The organism is Paenibacillus konkukensis (assembly GCF_023523925.1).
Taxonomy (GTDB): Bacteria; Bacillota; Bacilli; order Paenibacillales; family NBRC-103111; genus Paenibacillus_S; species Paenibacillus_S doosanensis.
Genome location: NZ_CP027059.1, coordinates 7,933,985 through 7,955,011 on the forward strand (window position 1 = coordinate 7,933,985; position 21,027 = coordinate 7,955,011).

Sequence of the window (21,027 nt, forward strand, 5' to 3'; positions counted from 1 at the left end):
GATCATCTTGACTTGACGGCGTGAATGGGGGAGTTCAACCATCGACTCGAACTCTCCCGGGCAGGAGACCGGAGCATCGCAGCGAAGCGGATGAACGTCCTCGCTCCTTTTTCGGTAAGCACCCGCGCTATCAGGTAGGAAATCGGGGGGATCGTGTCGAAAGTAATGGCATTCCCGTTATGGTGGTGATGCCTTATTTTCAAAGGACGTTTTTTTCGATACAGCCTCGTTTTAATATTGATCATCTCCAGCATTCCGGGCATTATTGTCGGCGCACTCGTTTATTGGATGGGAGGAAGCTGGCTGGAGAATGCGCTGCTCCAATTGCATACGAACCAGATTGTGCAAAGAGCGGCCAACATTGACGATCAGTTCTCCTATATGGAAACGTCGATCGCCCATTGGGCTTTCGATACGAAGTTCAACAGCAATTTGTACACGACCGACTTTTACCGCGATTTTGAAATTGCCCGTGACATTACCAAAACATTGGGCGTTATGCAGGGCTCCACTCCGTTAGCCAGACAGGTTGAGCTGTATTTGAACAGCCCTCAGCCGATTCGCTTTTATCCGGAATACGATCTGCCGGTCGACCGGCAAACCATCGACAGCTACAATCGGATTTTTTCGCAAAACAATTTGGCCTTCTGGACCCGCCTGGAGAACGATTCCGCGGTTTCCGGCAAACAGGATTTGGCGCTGGTCCATAAAATCCCCGGCGTGGATATTCATCCGTTCGGAGCCTTGATCGTCCGCGTGAATGATGAGAAGGCGGCCAATCTGATCAAGACGCTGACTCCGTACAACGTAGGGGAAACCTTCATCATGCAAAGCGGAGGCGACGTGCTGGTTTCCAGCGCCAAAGGTCCCAAATCGTCCGTTTTCGACGAGACGCTAAAGGCGGAGGTGGACCGGAGAGGGCAGGAGTCGGGCTCGTTCCTGTACGATTTTCACGACAGTACGTACACCGTGTCTTACGGCGTTCTTCAGCGCGTCGGGACGCAGTGGACCTACGTATCGGCATCGCCGATCGATGTAATTACGAAGCCTGTCGATTTCATCTCCAAGCTGATTTTGACGGTGAGCTTAGCCGCTCTGCTGCTCGCCTGCGCGCTCTCCTGGTTCGCTTCGCGCAAAATTTATTCCCCTGTCGGACGGCTCATTAAGACGCTTGCCTCGGCCCGTTCGATCACGCCCGGACTCGCCGAGCATAACGACGAGTTCAAGCTGATCGAGAAGGAATGGCTGCAGCTGTCGCGGGAGAGCGATTCGCTGCAAACCAAGCTGGAGCAGCAGCTGACTCATGTGCGCGAAGGCTTTCTGCTGCAGCTGGTCCAAGGTTTTCTGTATGCGTACAAGGAGGAAGACCTGCTGGAGAGGATGCGCAGCTACGGATGGGAAGTGGACGAGCGGCAATTTGTGATGATGCACATTCATTTGACCGGATTTACGAACTTGGAGGGCCGATTCTCGCAGGGAGACGAAGGGCTCGTTACTTTCGCCGCGGCCAATATGATCGAGGAGCTGACGCTGGCGCGGCTGGAGCAGGCGGACGTCATCAATTTTCACGATTTATCGATCGGTCTTATGATCATCCTGCCTTCCGGCGAGCCTTACAAGGAGAAGCTGCGCGCATTAAGCGATGAAATTATTCAGGCGGTCAACCGCATTCTGAAGCTGCAGGTTTCGATCGCGATCGGCAAGGCATCGGGCGATGTCGAGCAAATTCCGTCGCATTACGAGGATGCGAAGCAGGCGCTGAGCTACCGCAATTTCGAGAATGAGAACCAGATTATCGATCTGGAGTCGCTGGAGACGGAAGAGGGGGCGAGCGAGCCGCAGTATCCGTTCCTTCTGGAGCGCGAGGTCATTCAAATGATCCGCACAGGCCAGCGCCAGGAGACAGAGCAGCGAATCGCCTCGTTCCTTGACGCGCTGCTGGAGCGGGGAGCCAAGGAAATCGACGTTCAGCAGGGCATGCTGCAGCTGCTTGGCAGCATTCTTCACGCCATCCGCCAATTAGGCATGGACCCGAGCCGCGTATTCAAATCCGCGAATTTGTACGAGCAGCTGACGCAAATCCGCGAGCCGGCAAAAATGCTGAAATGGTTCAACGAACGAATTGTAGAACCGTTCATGAAGGAGCTTGAAGCGCGTTCGGACGCTCATCTCAAGAAGGTTGTCGAGTCGGCCATGATCTATTTGCAAAACCATTATATGAAAGAGGTTTCCCTCGATACGTGCGCCGATTTTACCGGAATGAACGCCGTCGCGCTGAGCAAAGCGTTCAAGCTCATTACCGGCAAAAATTTTATCGATTATTTGACCGAGCTGCGCATGGAAAAAGCAAAGGAGCTGCTTAGGGATACCGAGCTGAAAATTAATGACGTCGCCGTCAGCGTCGGCTACCAACACAGCTACTTCAATCGGATTTTCAAAAAGCATGTCGGCTATACGCCGAGCCATTACCGGGAAATTAGCCGGGGGCAGTAGAACAAGCTATACGCTTTTCATAACACGGTTGTCCGCAAGCGGCGGGCAGCCGTTTTTTGTGTTGGAGGCAAACGGCTCGAATCAGGCGGCCCAAGCCGTCTAAACCCGCGCTATATAAGCGATTCAAAAAAGTATAAACGCGGAAAAAAAAGTACAAACCGCAAAAAAGCGCTTCCAAAAAAGTGTTGTTGCCGGAAAATAGGGCGCCGTATATGTTGAATACAGGAAGCGTTTTCAACATACCAGAAGATCGATTGCGAGGAGTGAGACCATGGTCAAAACATCACAAACCGAGCAGCTCCCGGCACAGGCGACATCAGTGAGAGCCCGTAAGCCGGGCACGCTCATGAAGCGAATCATTCAGGATAAATACTTGCTGCTCTTGCTGCTTCCCGGTTTGGCCTACTTCATTATTTTTAAGTACATTCCGATGTGGGGCGTACTGCTGGCCTTCAAAAACTATCAGCCTTTTCTCGGTTTTTTTCAAAGCGAATGGGTCGGCATGGATAATTTCAAGCAGTTTTTCGGAGATCCGATCTTTTTCCGCTTAATGAAAAATACGCTGCTGCTCGGATTGTACGATATGATCTTTTTCTTCCCTGCTCCCATTATTTTGGCTTTGCTGCTCAACGAGGTTCGCATCGCCTTCTACAAACGATTTATCCAGACGTTGATTTACATTCCGCATTTCATCTCCATGGTCATTGTCGCCAGTATTACGTACCTGATGCTGACGACAGAGGGAGGGATCATCAACCAGATGCTGGGTGAGGCGATCGGCCGCAAGATTGAGTTTCTGACGAGCGAGGATTGGTTCAGGCCGTTAATTATTACCCAGAGCTTATGGAAAGAGATGGGCTGGGGGACGATTATTTTCCTTGCCGCCCTGGCCGGCGTCGATCAGGAGCAATATGAAGCGGCGATTGTGGACGGGGCGAACCGGCTGCGCCAGCTATGGCATATTACGCTGCCGGCGATCCGCGGCACGATTATCGTGCTGCTTATCCTCCGGATGGGCAATTTCCTCGACCGCGGCTTCGAGCAGGTACTATTGATGAGCAACGCGCTGAACCGCAGCGTGGCCGAGGTATTCGACACGTACGTGTATACGATCGGGATTACGCAGGGGGCGTTCAGCTACAGCACCGCCGTAGGCTTGTTCAAGTCGGTGATCGGCATCGTCTTAGTGCTCGGCTCCAACTATTTGGCCAAGCGCGCCGGGCATTCGGGCATATTTTAATTCGGGTTATCGCGAAAAAGGAGGCGGCCGATTTGAGGCATACCACGATAGGCGGCAAAATATTTGACGCCGCTAATTATATTTTCCTTGCGCTTGTCGCGCTCAGTATGATTTTGCCCATCATGTATATCGTCGCAGGCTCCTTCGCTACGGAGATCGAGCTGAGCAACCGGGCCTTCTTCATTATCCCGAAGACGGTGACCTTAAACGCTTACGAATACGTGTTCAAGGATAACGCCCTGCCGCGCAGTCTGCTCGTTTCGGTCTTTGTCACCGTTGCCGGAACGATCGTAAATCTGTTCTTCACGTTTACGATGGCGTATGCGTTATCGCGCCGCAATATGATCGGCCGCAATATGGTGATGAACCTGGTCGTCTTCTCGATGCTGTTCAGCGGCGGCATTATTCCGACCTTTCTTGTCGTCAAAAGCATGGGGCTGCTGAATTCCTATTTGTCCGTCATGATTCCTACCGCGATCAGCGCCTTCAATCTGATTGTCATCAAATCGTTTTTTCAGGAAATTCCGAACGAGCTGATGGAGGCGTCGAGAATCGACGGCTGCACCGATCTGGGCGTGCTCTGGCGCATCGTGCTGCCGCTGTCCAAGCCGGTAATCGCAACGTTCGCCCTGTTCTATGCGGTCGGTCATTGGAACGATTTCTTCAACGCGCTGCTCTATCTCAGCGATACGAAGATGTGGCCGATGCAGGTGCTGCTGCGGCAAATTATTTTGCTCGCTTCCGGCTCGCTCGACATGTCCACGATGGACCCGCAGTATGTCAAGCCTCCGGATCAGTCGATCAAAATGGCGGTTATCGTCGTAGGCACGCTGCCGATTTTGCTGGTCTATCCGTTCCTTCAAAAGCATTTTGCCAAAGGCGTTATGATCGGGGCCGTCAAAGGATGAGCAGAGGCTCCCGCAAGAAGCTGATTGCCGCATGAGCCTGCCTTCTTCCGTACGGCTGCCGAAGCCGGGCGGAGGGCGCCGGGAGCTTGCGAATATCATAGTAAGTTAATTCGTATTCCGATGAGAAAAGGGAGGAATAGAAACATGATGAAGATGAAGAAAAAAAGAGCGGCCGCGGCCGCAATAGGTATCGCTATGCTGGCAACGGCATTTGCAGGCTGCAGCTCGTCGGGTAGCAAGCCTGAGGCGGCGGGAACGGGGAGCGGCGGCGGGGCGCAAAAAGAAGAGCCCTACAAATTTTCCGTGATGATGAAAAGCTTCCAGAACGATGCGATCACGTCGGAGAGCAAGATTTGGAAGCAGGTCGAAGAATATACGAATACGAAGCTGGAGGTGCTGTTTACCCCCGATGCCGCATATGGCGACAAGCTGAACATTACGCTGGCCTCCGGCTCGATGCCGTCCGTTATTTTTACCGCGAACGCGAAGCTGCCTTCGATCGTTAATGCCATTAAAGGCGGCGCCTTCTGGGAAATCGGCCCTTACTTGAAGGATTATCCGAACCTGCGGCAGATGAACGAGACGATTCTGAACAATACGTCGGTTAACGGCAAGACATACGGCTTGTATACCGCAAGGCCGCTCGGCCGGTTCGCCATTTCTTACCGCAAAGACTGGCTGCAGGCCGTCGGCATGAGCGAGCCGAAGACGACCGACGATTTCTACAACATGCTCAAGGCGTTCAAGGAGAAGGACCCGGACAAGAACGGCAAGGACGATACGTACGGCATGGTCGTAACCAAATACTCGGGGCCGTGGGATATTATGTCCACCTGGTTCGGCGCGCCGAACAAATGGGGCATCGACAAGGACGGCAAGCTGGTTCCGGCTCACTTGACTCCGGAATATATGGATTCGCTGAAATATTTCAAAAAGCTGTATGACGAAAAGCTCATTAACCAGGATTTCGCCGTCTACGACTCCGCCAAGTGGAACGATCCGATTATTAACGGACAGGCCGGCGTAGCGGTGGACGTGGTCGACCGTTCGTATCAGATCGACGAGAAGATGAAGGCGGGCAACGTTAAAGGGGAAATGGACGTGATCGCCGCGATCAACGGGCCTAAGGGCGCTCCGGTTACCCCGGCAACGACGGGCTACGGCGGTATATTCCTGATTTCCAAATCGGCGGTAAAAACCGAAGCGGATCTGCGCAAGGTGCTGAACTTCTTCGATAAGATCGACGACAAAGACATGCAAATTCTGATTACGTACGGCATCGAAGGCACGCACTACAAAGTGGAGGACGGCAAGCTGGTGACGATTTTGAGCTCCGACTCCCCGCAAGCGCCGGACATTAACATCAAGAGCTTTAACCAGCTGCTGATCGGCGTACCGAACGTGCTGGATACCGCGTTCAAAGCGGGAACGCCGCTTCGCGCCAAAGCCAACGAAGTGAAAGCCGCCAACGAGAAGATCGCTCTGCCGAATCCGGGCGAGCCGTTAATTTCCCAGACCTACACGCAAAAAGGCGCGCAATTGGATCAGCAAGTGGAGGATGCCCGCGTGAAATTCATCGTCGGCAAGATCGACGAAGCCGGCTTCCAAGCCGAGATGGAGCTGTGGAAGAAAAACGGCGGCAACGAATACATTAAAGAAATGAACGACGCTTACGCGGAGAGCAAAAAGAAATAAGACGGCAAGAGCCCGGTCCGGCAGACGGATCGGGCTCTTATGCTTGCTCGGGTAAGCCGGCTTAGATCATGTAATCGTCGTAATCGCGGTCGCTGGGCGGTTTCCGCTTGCGGATCAACAGGGCGACCAGCAGAAGCGCGGCAAATAGCGCATAATAAACGGCGCACTCGATCCCGCTATTCGAGTTGATATAGTAGACGAAGGCAAATGGAAGCGGGAAAAGCAAGGAGAACCAAACGATCTTTTTCAATAAACCACCTGCCGATGTGTTGTTGCCATCATCATACCACTAAATGTTCACGAAATGAAGCAGGGCCAGCCGCCTAAAAGTGAAGCGGAAGGGATTACAAAGCCCTCTTTTTGCACGATTTTACAAGGTTTTACGCTTGCGATACAATGAAATCGAGGTGAGGGTATTGCAAAAGCGTTGGATCTGCTGGATCGCAGTGATACTATGGTGTGTTATGATCTTCTGTATAACTTCATCACCGGCGGCAACCAGCACAAGCACCAGCTCCGTCATTCGCTCCGAGATTCAAGCGAAGCCCGCCACGATTCATAAGATCGATTTTGGCGTCCGCAAGGCTGCCCATGTCACGTTATTCGGTGTTTTGGCCGTACTGCTCTACACTGCAATCGGCGAGCGGAAAGTCGCGGCGGTGACCGCCTGGATCGGGGCGACGCTGTATGGAGCGACGGACGAGATTCACCAAATGTTCGCTCCGGGCCGGACTCCCTCGGTCACAGACGTAGGGATCGATTCCGCCGGTGCGCTTGCCGCACTGATCTTGTTTTACCTGCTCCGACTGATCGCGAGCAGAAGCGGGCTGCTTCGGCGGCAGGGGCTTTGACCCCGGCCCGCGATTTCAACGGGCAGCAGGCCCGATTACGGCTGAGATGCGGCCGCTTGCAGCAAAAGTTTCCTCCTTCGAGTATATCTGCTATTATTTTAAATATTGCAGCATATCAAAGGAGCGATTATGTACAAGCGGATTATTGTTATCGGACTTATTATCGTGATTTGCGCTTTTTTCTTATTGAATCGCAGCGGCTCGGGCGACGATCATTTTCGGAATCAGGTCGCCGTGCTGACGTATCACCACATCGATCCCGTGGAATCCGAATATACGATCTCGCCGGAGCGGTTCCGCGAGCACTTGCTGGCGCTTACGGCCAGCCATTATGAAGTGATTTCCGCAGAAGAGCTGGTCCGGTTCATTAACGAAGGCACGCCGGTTCCGCCCAATGCGGTGGTTATCACCTTCGACGACGGGTATGAGTCGTATTACCGGTACGCTTATCCGGAGCTGAAGCAGCAGGGGATGACGGCGACGAACTTCCTGATCGTCCGTTCGGTCGGCGACCGCGAGGCCGAGACTCCGTTTCTAACGTGGGATGAAATTAAACTAATGCATAAGGATGGTTTCAGCTTTTATTCCCATACATACGATTCTCACGGCTTCAACGTCAACGAGAAGGGCAAGCAGGTATCTCCGCTGACGAATCGGATCTGGCTGGAAGGCGAGCAGCGGATGGAGACGCAGGAGGAATACGAGACGAGGGTGAAAGCGGACTTGTCCCAAGCCGAGAACGCGCTGCGCGAGCAGCTCGGCAACACGCTGTCGATGCTCTGCCTGCCGCACGGCCGCTATAGTCAGACGCTGGTCAAGCTCAGCAGCCAGGTCGGTATCGATACGATCTTTACCGGGGATTACGGGCTGAACTCGGTCGGAGACCATCTGGTGAAGCGGGTGACCGCCGGAGTGCCGACCTTATCCGGACAAGGGCTCATAGACAAAATCAATAAAGAAACGACTCTGCTCGGCAAAGGCGAAGACCTGCTGAAAAATTTGATTTTACAAATCCGGTATCGCTTTTTCTAAAGCGAACGTTATAGCAGCTGCAATGATTTCGAACCGCGCGAAGGCGCGGTTTTTTCGTATACCGCTTCCGCAGAAGCCGATTCCGGCACTTAGGCCGCACGCAATCCGGTCAAATCAAAAAAGTCCAAAAGAAGAAAGAAAGTGCAATCCCCTCCGGGCACCGAAACAAAAAAGTGGCGTTGTCCGAAAAGAGACGATCCTATAATCTGGTTGTAGCAAGATCAGACTAATGAATGGGGTGGCACGATGAGTTCTAACGGAAAAGGGAAAACATGGCCTGCAGAATGGCGGGAGACCAAGGATCTGATTACAGGGCTTCCGATGAAACAGCTGACGAATTATATGGCGCACAGCTTCCATCTTTACTTTACGAATGACGGCTGGTACGACAACGGCACGAAGCTGCTGTTCGGGTCGGACCGGCTCAATGCCACGAATTTGTACAGTTTGGATTTGACGAACGGAGAGATTACCCAATTGACCGATTTTCCCGCCGGGACGGCCGTCGGGCTGCAAAACGCCTTTATTAATCCGAACGGCACGGAAGCGTATTTTACGAAAGACAAGCAGCTGCTCTCCATCCATCTGACGACGCTCGAAGAGAAGGTGCTGTATACGGCGCCGGATGGATTCAATCTCGGCAATCTGAGCTGTACCGCCGACGGGGCATGGGTATGCACCTGCATCAAAGAAGATTTGTCGGACCGGATTCCGACTTCGCTCGGCGCCGGATATATCGGCTTCGAAGAGACCGCGAGGGCCAAGCCTCATTGCAAAATCGTCAAAATTCCCGCTGCCGGCGGTGAATCGCAGATTATCCATGAAGATAAAGTCTGGATCGGGCACGTCAACACGTCGCCGACGCAGCCGCATCTGCTCAGCTTCTGTCACGAAGGCCCGTGGGATTTGGTCGACCACCGCATTTGGTGCCTGAATATCGAGACCGGCGAATATTGGAAAATCCGCCCATCGGAGGATAACGTCTTCGTAGGGCATGAATATTGGCATGCGGACGGAGTGACGATCGGCTATCACGGATATACCGAATCGCTCAGCAATAAGGACGGCAAGTTTATCGGCTCGACCAAATACGATAATACGGACAAGGTCGAAAGCGCCTTCCCGTTCCAAAACATGCACGTACACTCCAACGACGCTTCGCTGATCGTAGGGGACGGGCAGCAGACGAGCGCCTATCACGGAGATCAATTCCAGGATACGATCTGCCTGTGGAAAAACAATCAAGGCGTTCTGGAAGGTCCGCGCATTTTGTGCAGGCATCGCGGCAGCTTTCAAGCGCAGAAGCTGCATGTGCATCCGCGGTTCAGCCCCGACGGCAAGCAGGTGCTGTTTACGAGCGATATGACCGGATACGGGAATTTGTACTTGATCGACGTTCCGGATTTCGACAGCTTGCCGAAGCAGCCTTTACTGCCCGGCAGCCATTAACGCAGGCATCAGACAGCGCTTGCAAATCCCGTTATGGGACCGGCAGGACTGGACAACGGACGCAGGCTCCTTTACAGTAAAGAGTATAAACATCATATGACTAAAGGAGATTTGCAATGAAGAACAAACTGAAGGCGGCCGTTATGCCTGCGATAGCTCTCAGCCTTATGTTCCTGCTGCCTGCTGCGGCGGTAGAACCTTCGGCGAGCGAGCGTCAGCAGCTTGCGCTGCCCAGCGAGATGGCCTTTTCCATTCCTATGAACAATTTCTGCAGCACCGAACAAAATATGGACTTCGCGCTGCAGCTGTCCAACACTTCCGCATCGCCTGCGCAAATTACGCTGCATTTGTATCAGCAGGACGGCAGCGAATTCAAAGAAGAGGGCTCGTCTTACCGCGATATCGGTTCGACGCTGGTCCCGGGGAAAGCCGCGAGCTTACCAGGCCATGCGACAGGGCTGTACCATATTAATTTCGGTAATCACAAACAGTGCAACGAACGCGTCTATATGGGCACGGTGGAAGTGAATACCGGAACGGCGTCCCTCTTGGCAAGCGGTTGGGTCAGCAATAACGGTGCGTTCCAGAACATCGTCGTTAACGAGAATAAAACATTCGACCTGTCGGCTCCGGCCGTGAAGACCGAGACGACAACTTCTCCGTAAACGATGCCGAAATTACATAAAATGTAAATATATGATATACTTGAACCCGGAAGCATCGATAGCGTCCTTAACAGACCCTATCATGCTTCTTTTTTTCGCCGAATCCCCTGTCGAAAAAGGAAATGTCAAGTCGCGATTCCAAATCGGCGTTTGCTCAAGAAAATTCATGCGATGATCCATGTCAATGAAGCTGGCGGCAGGCTGTCAGATTTTTTGACTTATAATCGCGCAATTCGGCAGTTTCAATTCATTTACTTAAGGAAATAAAAGAAGTATCATACGATTCATGAAAAAAATTTAACGCTGAGTTTTCTTAGGAAAAACGGGGGAACCAACCGATTTTGGGGTGAATCTATCGTTCGACGATGGAAGAGCGCTCTTCTCACGCTCTAACCCGCCAGCTAACCTCGTAGGCGCTTCTGGGAAGGAAAAATGCACAGGCGTTTATCCTTGTGTATTTTTTTGTTTTTGGGCATAGTAAGAACGCCTTATTTTTCTTGAAGATGAACTTTCAGCCAAATTGAGGGTGTAATCATGACATCGGATTCTATCAAGAGAATCGTATTTGGACGACCGCTCAAATCCAATGAGCTGGAGCAGGAGAAAATGCCGGTATGGAAAGCGCTGCCGATTCTTTCTTCCGACGCGCTATCCTCCGTAGCCTACGGCACCGAGCAAATTCTGCTTGCCTTGGCCGTATTCGGAGCCGCAGCTTTTGCGTATTCGCTGCCCATTGCCGTCGGAATTATCATCCTGATCACGCTGCTGGTCGTCAGCTATCGTCAAGTGATCGACGCATATCCCGGCGGGGGCGGGGCCTATATGGTGTCGAAGGAAAATCTCGGGGTCCCGTTCGGGCGGCTGACGGGCGTGTCGTTGTTAATCGATTATACGTTAACGGTAGCGGTATCCGTATCGGCCGGCGTTCAGGCGATCACCTCCGCTTTTCCGGTCACTATCCCATATATCGTGCCGATCGCGCTGCTCCTTGTCTGGATTATGGTCTGGCTCAACTTGCGGGGAACTTCCGAATCCGGCACGGTGTTCGCTTTCCCGACGTATTTCTTTATTCTGTGCGTACTGGTGCTGATCGGAAAAGGCGCCTTTGATCTTATTACCGGCTCCGAGCATGTCAGGGAATCCCAGCTGATTCCTACATCGATGCCGGCGGGCTTAACGCTGTTCGTACTGCTTAAGGCGTTCTCGTCAGGCTGTTCGGCGGTGACGGGCATCGAGGCGATCTCCGATGCGGTGCCGCATTTCAAAACCCCGTCCCAGGCGAATGCCAAACGAACGCTCGTATCGCTCGGCACGCTGCTGGCCATTATATTTGGCGGGATTACCGTTCTAACGATCGCTTACGGCATCGCTCCCGACCCGAAGGGGCATACTTCCGTTCTGTCGATGGTCACGGAGCATGCTTTCGGCCGCGGATGGATGTATTACGCCACGCAAATCGCGACGATGATGATTTTGACGTTGGCGGCCAACACCAGCTTCAACGGTTTTCCGATATTGGCCTCCATTATGGCTGTCGATAAAAATTTTCCGAGAATGTTCGCCAACCGCGGGGACCGCTTATCGTTCCATTTCGGCATCGTCACTCTGGGCGTGCTGGCCAGTCTGCTGCTGATCATCTTCAAGGGAAAGACCGATGCGCTGATTCCGCTGTATGCGATCGGAGTATTTCTTTCGTTTACGCTGGCGCAAAGCGGGCTCGTTCGCAAATGGCTGCGCGAGAAGCAGAAGGGCTGGCAGGGGAAGCTGGCGATCAACGGGCTCGGCGCTATCGTCTCCTTCGCGGTGCTGATTATTTTTTGCGTGACCAAATTTGCCCAAGGCGCCTGGATCGTGATCGTGCTTACTCCTGTGCTGCTGTGGTTTATTACCCAAATTTACGAGCACTATGAAGATGTGGCCAAACAGCTGCGCTTCGATCTGGGAGAACCGCTGCCGCATAAAGAATCGATCATCATCGTTCCTATCGCGGGCATTCACCGGGTCGTGGCCTCGACCATCTCCTATGCGAAGACGCTGTCGCCCAATGTGATCGCATTCTATGTGTCCTACTCGGACGAGGACGAAGACCGGATGGAGGAAAAATGGGAGCAGTGGAACCCGGGAGTGCGGCTCGTCATCTTCAAATCGCGCTACCGGACGCTGATCAAGCCCTTGGTCGATTTCATCGCCCGCATCGATGCGCATGTGCAGGAGAAGCAGACGATTATGGTGCTGCTGCCGGAGTTCGTTCCGAAGCGCTGGTGGCATCGGCTGCTGCATAACCAGTCCGCCTACCGCATCCGTTCCAGATTATTGCGGGAAAAAGATATTGTCGTCGCCACATTGCCGTTTCATTTAAGCGAATAACTCGAAATCATGAAGGCCATTCTCCGGCGGGGAGGATGGCTTCATGCGCCTTTCGGCGCTTTGATCGCATGAGGGGAGTGCGGCGCTTCGAGAGGTGCGGCGAGCAGGCGCAAGGAAAATAGCGGAAAAGGCGCATCTCCCGGTGAAACGGGAAATGCGCCATTTTCCGCGCGGTCTTAACGGGATTGCTGGCCGTCAAGCGAGCGGGGCAATTAGGAACGAAGCAGGGCAAGGTCGAACTCGGGAACGAGGCCTTCCTGCGCGGCCCGGTGCAGCAGCGACGTAATCGCCGCATAGCCGTCCTCGCCGAGATCGGCCGTAAACTTGTTGACGTATAAGTCGATATGCGCCTGAGCGACCTCGGGAGCGAGCTCCTGGGCATGGCTCATAATATAGTCGCGGGACGCTTCCGGGTGGGCCCACGCGTATTCGACGGATTGGCGGGTCCACTTGGCCAAGGAAGCGATATCCATCGATCGGCGGGCGATAATGGCGCCGAGCGGGATCGGCAGTCCGGTGTCGCTTTCCCACCAGCTGCCCATATCGGCAAGCAGCGTAAGCCCGTAGGACGGATAGGTGAAGCGGGCTTCGTGAATGACGAGCCCGGCGTCGATCTGCCCGTCGCGTACGGCCGGCATAATCTCATGGAACGGCATGACGACGATCTCGCCGACGCCGCCGGGAACGTTCTTGGCGGCCCAGAGCCGGAACAGCAAATAAGCGGTGGAGCGCTCGCTCGGCACCGCTACGCGGCGTCCGCTCAGCACGGACGGGTCGCTTGTCGTCGTCAAGCGGCCCGAAGTGAGAACCAGCGGCCCGCAGCCGCGGCCCAAAGCGCCTCCGCACGGGAGCAGCGCGTAGTCGGACAATACCCATGGCAGCGCCGCGTACGAAATTTTGAGCACCTCGGGGCCTTGGCGTTCGGCGGCGAGATGGTTCGTTATATCGATATCGGCATAAGTCACTTGAAGCTGCGGTGCATCCGGCAGAAGCCCGTGCACCCATGCATGAAAGACGAACGTGTCGTTGGGACAAGGCGAAAATGCGATATTCATTATAATACCTCCTGAAGTACTTTGCTGGCGGATTGCAGGGCTTGCAGCGCATCGCCGATGCGCCAGGCGGCGCGGTCGCGCGGACCGACCGCGTTCGAGACGGCGCGCAGCTCCAGCACCGGCACGCCGCGGTCCAATGCGGCTGCGGCGATGCCGAAGCCTTCCATCGCTTCGGCGGCGGCGCCCGGCACCCGCTTGGCCAGCGCGGCGGCCGTCTCCGCCGTGCCCGTCACGGTGGACAGCGTCAGCACCGGGCCGAGCCGGGCGGAGAGACCCGCTGCGGCCAGCGCCTCGGCCAGCCGTTCGGCGCGCGCCAGGTCGACCGCGATGCGTGCCGAGCCGAAGCCGAGCTCGTCCAGGCTGCAGAAGCCGTCCGGCGTCTCGGCTCCGAGGTCGGCGGCGATGATCTCGCTGGCGACGACGAGCGAGCCGATCGCGGCCTGCTCCGCGAAGCCGCCGGCGATCCCGGCGATAACGACGAGGCCGTACGGAGCCGCGGCCAGCGCCTTCGTAGCTCCTACGGCGGCCGCCACCGGCCCGACGCCCGCGGCGATCACATCGAATCTGGGGTCGTTGCCGAGTCCGCGCAGTACCGCCTCTTTCTCCGCTTCGACGGCCGTTGCTACGAGCACCCGAAATTGCGTTTGCGTATTCATGGTCAAAAACTCCTTTACTAGCCCTTCATACGGGCTGGGCTTCCGACAAGAAAAGACATAGAAAATTATAGTACACTTTGTTTAAAAAGCAAAGTTGTTCGGCTCTTAAAGGGGCCGATGCTCCTGCCCGTACACTTCGTTACGAAAGGGGATTGCCGCCCTCGCCGCCTTGTGATACCATAGTGCAAATTCCCTTATAATGGCGCTTGCTTGGAGTTGGGACATCGGGGGAGAGACGGAGGAGGAAGGCGGAATGAAGCTTTGGTATGGCGAGAAGCCGGAGGCGTTTCTGCGGCGGGTCGAATCGTTTCTGGAAAACAATGAAGCCGTGAACAATTTGCTGCTCGGTCTGCTGCACATGCTGGTGAAGCGGGAGAACCTGGGGATGGCGGCGGGAAGCCGCGATACGCATCTGTTGGCCGTGGAAGACGATCACGGCTTGGCGCTTGTCGTGCTGCTGAACGATAAGAACGCCGTTCTGTACGCCGATGGGGAGCGGTGGCGGGAAGCGGTCCTGACCGCCGCAGCTGATCTGTTTGAACGCGGGCTGGATGTGCCCGGAGTCGTGGGGCCTCCGGAGGCGGCGAAGTTATTCGCCGAGGAGTGGGCCCGGCTTCACCGGTATGAGCCGGTGCTCAAGATGAATCAGCGCATCTACCGGCTCGACCGGGTCGTGCCGCCGGCTTATTGCCCGGGGCGGCTGAAGGCGGCGACGATGAAGGAGCATGAGCTTGTAGCCGGATGGATTCGGGAATTCGTCGAATCCATCGGCGAACGAATCCGGCCGGAGGAAGCTTCGAATAAGGCGCTGGAATTTATTCGCGACGGCTCGCTGCATCTGTGGCACGACGGGGAGCCGGTCAGTATGGCGAAGTCGGCCAGACCGACCAAGCGCGGCATCGTCTTGAGCTATGTCTATACGCCGCCGCAATACCGGAGGAGGGGTTATGCATCCTCTTGCGTAGCCGCTTTGAGCGGGCTGCTCCTGGAGCAAGGCTATTCCTTCTGCAGTCTGTACACGGATCTCGCCAACCCGACCTCCAATCACATTTATTCGCAGATCGGGTACAGGCCCGTTCAGGATTCGGTCATGTACCGTTTCCGGTAAGAGCCTGCAAGGAACAAATCCCCCAAAGGTGACGCGATGCTCTGAAGCTTATTTCGTCCGCATCCAGCTTTCGGGGGAGCCCCGCAGCCTGCAGCCGGCCGGAGTCTCCTTGCCGGAATCGGAGCATTTGAACGTGAGCGAGGCGGCTGTTGCGGTCGGCTACAGCAATATGAGCAAATTTACGGCCGCCTTCCGCAAGCAGTACGGCTGCACCCCGAACGACTATAGAAAAAATAGGCTGCAAGAACATAGCTTCCGTAACCCGATTTCTTAAGGTACGGAAGCTTTTTTAGTCCATTCGATCTTTTCTCCTTCTACAGGCAGGAAAGCTCCCCCGGCAGGTAGCGGCGCCGCAAGCTTTGCATGATAATGATGATCATATCAAGCGCTGATCCGGCGAGAGGAGTAGATCGATTTGAAGCAAAAATTCATCATGATTTTTTTAACCGTATTGTTCGCGATGATATCTATCGCCACATTCAACCCGATACTCGGACCATTGTCCAGAAACATGGGGCTGAGCGAAATCCAAACCGGCAGTCTGGTGACGGTTACGGGCATCTGCTGGATACTCGGAAGCTTCGTCTGGGGAAGGAAGCCGCAGCTCAACCGCAAACGGGTCATGGCCTTCTCTTTGCTGGCCTATACGGTCACCGTGTTTCTATTTGCTTATATGGCGGACCAAGCTCAATCCGCGAAGTCGGCTTCTCTGGGGCTGTATTGGGGGTTATTCGGGCTCAGGGCGATAGCGGGCTTTTGCTTCGGCGCCGTGCCGGCGATGGCTCAAGGTTATTTGATGGAATGGACGACGGCGGATAATCGCACGTCGGGGATGGCTTTGTTCGGCGCGGCCAACGGGCTCGGCTTCGTGCTCGGTCCCGCCATGGGAGCAGGGCTCGCATCCGTCGGCTTGACGGCCCCGATGTACGTTTCAGCCGCGCTGATTGTGCTCATTACGGCCGCTTTCTGGCTTGTTATTCCCGCCGAACGATCGGCCGGAGGGGCGAAACGGGCGAGCCGCCTGTCGCCTCTGGACCCTCGCGTCCGCTTATATTTATCCGTCGGGCTGCTGCTGTCTACGGTCATGATCATTTTTCAGGTGACGGCGGGCTTTTATATGCAGGACAATCTGGCCGTCAATACGAAGCAGGCCGCCCAAATGGTCGGCATCGGCCTGACGCTGGGCGGCGTCATCGTCGTCCTGGCGCAGCTGATCATCAGCCGTTATATGAACCGCAAGCCCGCCGGCTTGTTAAAGCTCGGACTGCCGTTTCTCGCGCTCGGCTTCCTGTTCTTCCTTCTTTATCCCGCGTCTTATTTGCTCGCGTTCGCCTTGTTCGGGCTCGGCATCGGCTTCACGATGCCGGGGTATGCCGCTGCGGCGTCGCTGGCCGTAGAGGAACGGGAGCAATCCGGCGTCGCGTCGTTCGTTGCCGCCGCCCAAGGCGTCGGCTCCGTCATCGGACCGATCGTCGGAACGAGCTTGTATTCCATGTACAAGGGGCTGCCTTACATGCTGTGCATTTTGCTGGCCGCGCTGTTCACGGTTCTGGTGCTTTGGCATGTCAGAGGCGGCAGAATGAAGCAGGCTGATAGCCTGAATCGGCCTTGATTCGTTCCAAGACGTTATTCGAACATTTCTCCGGCCAGCCTCGAATTAATATATTCGATGGCTTCTTCATGCCCCATCATTCGGTTGATGACATTTCTGACGCCGAGGCCGATAATTTTTTCCACTTTACGCAAATTGAGATTATGACCCGGCCCGAACGAGGACTCGCGGATGCCCTGGTCATCCAAATCTTTGGCGAATTTGAGCCAAGGGTACTGCTCCATAATATTTTGGTTGCCGTAAATGACGTTATGGACGGAGCTGCCGCCTAACAAGGCGATTTGCTCGGCGATTTCGTTATGGTAGAACCACTTAAAGAAGGCCGCCGCTTCGCGGTCTTTTTGGCTATGCCTGGAAACTCCGAGCGATCCTCCGCCGAGCAGCGGAGAATGCCCCGGCACCTGCGAGAAACCGATCAGCGGAGCTATAGGACTATGCGCCACATGAGAAAATAAATTCATATAGACGATCAGCATGGCCAAATCGCCGCGTTCGAATAAGGAAATGGATTCGTCCCACCATTTGGCGTGCAGCTCTTTGGCGATGGACAAATGGTCCATATAGCTCTGCAAAGCTTTTACCGCCATCTCGCCCGACAAAGCCAGCTTATGATCGGCCTGGATCAACGAGCCGCCTTCGGCATAGTACCTTAGCAGAAACTCCGAGGCGATAATTTCCGCATTGCCCGTTGTGACAGCCGAACCGAAGAAATGCGGAGCCTGCTGGGTTCGGATGGAGGAGAAAAATTCGGATATCAAATTGAATTCGTGAAAGGTGTTCGGCGGGTTAAGCTCCAGCTTGTACCTCTCGTAAAACATTCTCCGTATTTTCGTATCCTCAAATAAATCTTTTCTGTAAAAAAGCAGCTGAACGCTCGGATCGAAAGGAACGGCGTAAGGCGTGTCGTCCACATAGGAATAGCGGTCTGCGAGCTGCCGCGGATAATAAGCGAGCAGCTCCGTCAGTTCGGGCGGCAAAGGCTTTAAAGCCTGCCGGGCAACCCAAGATAAGCCGGCCAGATCGACCCGGATAATATCGTAATGCCGGTGATTATCAATATCGAGCAAAATATCGTAAATCTCTTCGAACGAATAGACGGCCAGTCTGAATTCAATGCCCGTCGTTTTTTTGAAATGGGGCAGCAGCTTTCTTAAGGCTTCCGTGGTCGGGCTCGGTATCGTCAAAATGTTCAAGGTCGTATCGGACGGCGAAGGAGAGTGAGCCGCATCCTCAAACAAAAATCCGCGGTCTTGAACCATTATAGGCGAGACAGGAGGAAGGTCTTGGCCCGCAGCCGTCCGTTGTACGATATGCTCGGCAATTTCCTTGCCCAGCAATTGATAGTTCAAATGATATTTGACGATCCCATCCTCTGCCAGAAACTCGGAGTCCGCCAAGCTGTAAATAGTGGGGCAAGATCCTGTATTGCCTAAATAATGGGCGTTTTTAATATACCGGGCCCGCTCCATATCGGTCGTTACGATGCAGTCGAATCGTTCTTCGGAGAAGAAATCGAAGGCATGGGAGTAAGCGGTCGAATGAGAGGAGGCGACGTGACGGAATCTTGGATTCAAATGGGCGACTCCGTGCAGCAAGGCGTCCTTGAACTGCACCGTGCACGAATATTCCGCAGAATCGGTGAACAGGCCGATGCTGGGATGTTTTTTTTCGGCGATTTTACGCGCTATCGCTTGTCCCGCTTGGGCGAAATCGAAGCTTGCGAACTGGTTGGAATGATCCAAACGGCGGTATACGAAAAAGATATTATCCGCATCGGCGCCGAGCGCGTCGTAATAGCTCCGGGCGTCGGGGAGACAGGATACCGCGATGACGGCGCAGTCGCGGTTAGCGGCGATGCTCTGCAGGATCGAAAGCTCGATTTCCTGTTGATCCTGGGTCAAGTACAGGCTTGTGTGGTATCCGGCCTGCCGGAAGAAATGATAGACGGCCAGGTAAAGCTTGTTATATTGTTCAAGCGCAATATTCGGCAGGATGACCGAAACGGTGGTCGTGCTGCCTTCGCGCAATGATTTGGCTTGGGCATGAATTTGGTAGCCCATTTTTTTGGCCGCTTCTTCGACCAGTTTGATTTTCTCCAAACTTACGTTTCCCCGGCCGTTCAAAACGTTGGACACCGTTCCGTGAGAAACTCCCGCCGCTTTGGCGATATCTTTAATTGTGGGCATTGTCGTTTCTGCCTCCATTTATTATGCAGCAAATTATCTTTATTATATAAGGTCTTGAAGCGAGAATCCACACGGCCGGAATTAACAGGAAATTATTGAAACGTTCCAATTTATAAAATGGGGTATTTCCGCTTTTACCATAGGATAGACGCAACTTTTAAGTGTTTTATAAAATATAACGCCAAAATAATTATTGACACGTTCCAATAATATGATACAATCCTATTGTAGTAAGCGTTGTCAAAGAAGAATGAATGGACTCTATTGGTTAATGGCGGAAAGGCGACTTCAAAGAGAAAGGAGAGACGAGCATCATTCTATGGACTCATTAATGATCAGCCAGGCTGTTGGAGATCTGCAGATGTACGTTAAGATCACGGTTAGCGCCGTGCTGGGCCTGTTTATCGGTTGGGACCGATCGTATAACCATAAACCCGCGGGTTTAAAAACATACACATATACTTGCGTAGCCTGCACGTTAATTACAATTGTATCCATATACACGGCACACACTTACAACATCCCGGGGCAGCAGTCTACGGCAGATCCGCTGCGCTTGACTGCGCAAATCGTATCCGGACTTGGCTTTATCGGGGCCGGCGTTATATTGAAGGACGGCGAGAAGGTGAAGGGACTGACCTCTGCCGCGATGATTTTTTTCTCCGGAGGAGCAGGCATCGGCATCGGAGCCGGGTATTACGGCATCGTGATTTTTTCCGTGATGATCACGTTTTTGCTTGCCAAATGCAGCCGGTTTCTTCAAGCGAAGCATTCGACCGACGCTGCCAAAATGGAATCGACGGACGTTCAGTAACGACAACGAGAGGGACTGGTCCTAAGTCCCGCATACTGGTGTTTTAGACAAAGGAGACATGCATGATGAAAGTTCATTTCTTAGGGTCCGCCGCTTCGGAAGGCGTGCCGAATCCGTTTTGCCGGTGCGGCGTTTGCGAGAAGGCGAGAGCGGCGAAAGGGAAAGATATACGAACCCGCTCGGCCGTTATCGTCGACGATACGATGCAAATCGATCTGGCGCCCGAATTCAGCTGGCAAATGATGCGGGATCAAGCGGATGCGACCCGGATTACCGATCTGCTGTTCACCCATACTCACCCCGATCATTTCAATGTCGGTGACTTATTCAGCAGGATGGAAGGCTACGGGCATCGCATCGAGCATCCGCTGCGCGTGTACGGCAACGATCTGGCGATCGGCGGCTGCCGGGACGTACTGCCCGGTTACAGTAAGGAGCGTTTCGCATTTACGCGGCTGATTCCGTTCGTCACGGAGTGTGCGGGCTCCGCGAAAGTCACTCCTTTATTGGCCAATCATGCCGAATGGGAGATGTGCCTGCTCTATTTTATCGAGAAGGACGGAAAAACGCTGCTGTACGGGCACGATTCCGGCTGGTTTCCGGAGTCTACCTGGGAGTGGCTGGCCGGCCGGCGCATCGATTTGACGATTTTGGAATGCACTTATGGCTATACTAATAATCCTCGTTCCAATAATCATATGAGCATCGAAACCGTTTTGGAGACGCAACAAAGGCTGATCAAAGACGGTATGCACGACGCATCGAGTCAGCTGGTCTTATCGCATTTATCGCATAATATGGGACTTATGCACGATGAATTGGTGGAGCTGTTCGAGCCTTACCGTATCGAAGTCGCCTATGACGGATTAATCAAGTTCATTTGATGAGGAGAATGT

Annotated in this window: 18 protein-coding genes and 1 riboswitch; of the genes, 14 read left to right on the plus strand and 4 right to left on the minus strand. The window is 54.0% G+C overall.

Going from position 1 to position 21,027, the window contains the following annotated elements; all coding sequences use genetic code 11:
* The first annotated feature begins 237 nt into the window (after positions 1-237).
* From SK3146_RS34780 to SK3146_RS34795, 4 genes are all read left to right on the plus strand, one after another.
* The gene (locus tag SK3146_RS34780; protein WP_249863094.1) at positions 238-2,493 is read left to right on the plus strand and encodes a helix-turn-helix domain-containing protein; all 2,256 of its coding nucleotides are present in this window, start codon (positions 238-240) and stop codon (positions 2,491-2,493) included.
* 346 nt (positions 2,494-2,839) lie between these two features.
* Positions 2,840-3,733: an ABC transporter permease gene (locus SK3146_RS34785; protein ID WP_249866532.1), complete on the plus strand. Its 894-nt coding sequence runs from the start codon at positions 2,840-2,842 to the stop codon at positions 3,731-3,733.
* Positions 3,734-3,765: 32 nt separating this feature from the next.
* On the plus strand, positions 3,766-4,641 hold the full coding sequence (locus tag SK3146_RS34790) for a carbohydrate ABC transporter permease (protein ID WP_249863095.1): 876 nt from the start codon (positions 3,766-3,768) through the stop codon (positions 4,639-4,641).
* Between the two features lie 144 nt (positions 4,642-4,785).
* Positions 4,786-6,336 (plus strand): extracellular solute-binding protein, encoded by a 1,551-nt coding sequence (locus SK3146_RS34795; protein WP_249863096.1) that lies wholly within the window; start codon positions 4,786-4,788, stop codon positions 6,334-6,336.
* Between the two features lie 61 nt (positions 6,337-6,397).
* On the opposite strand, the gene SK3146_RS34800 is transcribed toward SK3146_RS34795, so the two are convergent.
* Positions 6,398-6,586 (minus strand): hypothetical protein, encoded by a 189-nt coding sequence (locus SK3146_RS34800; RefSeq protein ID WP_249863097.1) that lies wholly within the window; start codon positions 6,584-6,586, stop codon positions 6,398-6,400.
* A gap of 214 nt (positions 6,587-6,800) precedes the next feature.
* Between SK3146_RS34800 and SK3146_RS34805 the strand changes: the two genes are divergently transcribed.
* The 5 genes from SK3146_RS34805 to SK3146_RS34825 all read left to right on the plus strand — a co-directional run bounded on the left by SK3146_RS34805 (position 6,801) and on the right by SK3146_RS34825 (position 12,700).
* On the plus strand, positions 6,801-7,187 hold the full coding sequence (locus SK3146_RS34805) for a VanZ family protein (protein ID WP_249863098.1): 387 nt from the start codon (positions 6,801-6,803) through the stop codon (positions 7,185-7,187).
* A 129-nt stretch (positions 7,188-7,316) separates the two neighbouring features.
* A complete protein-coding gene (locus tag SK3146_RS34810; RefSeq protein ID WP_249863099.1) occupies positions 7,317-8,219 on the plus strand; it encodes a polysaccharide deacetylase family protein in 903 nt (300 codons plus the stop codon).
* A gap of 246 nt (positions 8,220-8,465) precedes the next feature.
* On the plus strand, positions 8,466-9,668 hold the full coding sequence (locus SK3146_RS34815) for an oligogalacturonate lyase family protein (RefSeq protein ID WP_249863100.1): 1,203 nt from the start codon (positions 8,466-8,468) through the stop codon (positions 9,666-9,668).
* Positions 9,669-9,784: 116 nt separating this feature from the next.
* Entirely contained in the window at positions 9,785-10,333 is a 549-nt protein-coding gene (locus tag SK3146_RS34820) for a hypothetical protein (RefSeq protein WP_249863101.1), read from the plus strand.
* A gap of 291 nt (positions 10,334-10,624) precedes the next feature.
* Positions 10,625-10,764: riboswitch (cyclic di-AMP (ydaO/yuaA leader) on the plus strand.
* Positions 10,765-10,867: 103 nt separating this feature from the next.
* On the plus strand, positions 10,868-12,700 hold the full coding sequence (locus SK3146_RS34825; protein ID WP_249863102.1) for an APC family permease: 1,833 nt from the start codon (positions 10,868-10,870) through the stop codon (positions 12,698-12,700).
* A gap of 212 nt (positions 12,701-12,912) precedes the next feature.
* Here SK3146_RS34825 and SK3146_RS34830 read toward each other — a convergent pair whose 3' ends face one another.
* Together SK3146_RS34830 and SK3146_RS34835 are read right to left on the minus strand one after the other, a co-directional pair.
* Positions 12,913-13,755 (minus strand): 1,4-dihydroxy-6-naphtoate synthase, encoded by an 843-nt coding sequence (locus SK3146_RS34830; protein ID WP_249863103.1) that lies wholly within the window; start codon positions 13,753-13,755, stop codon positions 12,913-12,915.
* Complete coding sequence (locus SK3146_RS34835) at positions 13,755-14,411, minus strand: futalosine hydrolase (protein WP_249863104.1); 657 nt, start codon at positions 14,409-14,411, stop codon at positions 13,755-13,757. Before SK3146_RS34835 ends, SK3146_RS34830 begins: the two co-directional genes overlap by 1 nt.
* 253 nt (positions 14,412-14,664) lie before the next feature.
* Here SK3146_RS34835 and SK3146_RS34840 point away from each other — a divergent pair, with 253 nt between their 5' ends.
* The 3 genes from SK3146_RS34840 (at position 14,665) to SK3146_RS34850 (ending at position 17,131) form a co-directional block, all read left to right on the plus strand.
* Entirely contained in the window at positions 14,665-15,519 is an 855-nt protein-coding gene (locus SK3146_RS34840; RefSeq protein ID WP_249863105.1) for a GNAT family N-acetyltransferase, read from the plus strand.
* Between the two features lie 28 nt (positions 15,520-15,547).
* Positions 15,548-15,793 carry a helix-turn-helix domain-containing protein gene (locus SK3146_RS34845; protein ID WP_249863106.1) on the plus strand — a complete coding sequence of 82 codons (246 nt, stop codon included), beginning with the start codon at positions 15,548-15,550 and terminating at the stop codon, positions 15,791-15,793.
* Between the two features lie 141 nt (positions 15,794-15,934).
* Positions 15,935-17,131: an MFS transporter gene (locus SK3146_RS34850; RefSeq protein ID WP_249863107.1), complete on the plus strand. Its 1,197-nt coding sequence runs from the start codon at positions 15,935-15,937 to the stop codon at positions 17,129-17,131.
* Positions 17,132-17,145: 14 nt separating this feature from the next.
* Here the strand turns inward: SK3146_RS34850 and SK3146_RS34855 are convergent, their stop codons facing one another.
* Complete coding sequence (locus tag SK3146_RS34855; protein WP_249863108.1) at positions 17,146-19,317, minus strand: extracellular solute-binding protein; 2,172 nt, start codon at positions 19,315-19,317, stop codon at positions 17,146-17,148.
* A 319-nt stretch (positions 19,318-19,636) separates the two neighbouring features.
* On the opposite strand from SK3146_RS34855, the gene SK3146_RS34860 reads away from it, so the two are divergent.
* Positions 19,637-20,131 carry an MgtC/SapB family protein gene (locus tag SK3146_RS34860; protein ID WP_375295551.1) on the plus strand — a complete coding sequence of 165 codons (495 nt, stop codon included), beginning with the start codon at positions 19,637-19,639 and terminating at the stop codon, positions 20,129-20,131.
* A gap of 62 nt (positions 20,132-20,193) precedes the next feature.
* Positions 20,194-21,015, plus strand: a complete 822-nt coding sequence (locus SK3146_RS34865) for an MBL fold metallo-hydrolase (protein ID WP_249863110.1) — start codon at positions 20,194-20,196, stop codon at positions 21,013-21,015.
* Positions 21,016-21,027: the final 12 nt, after the last annotated feature.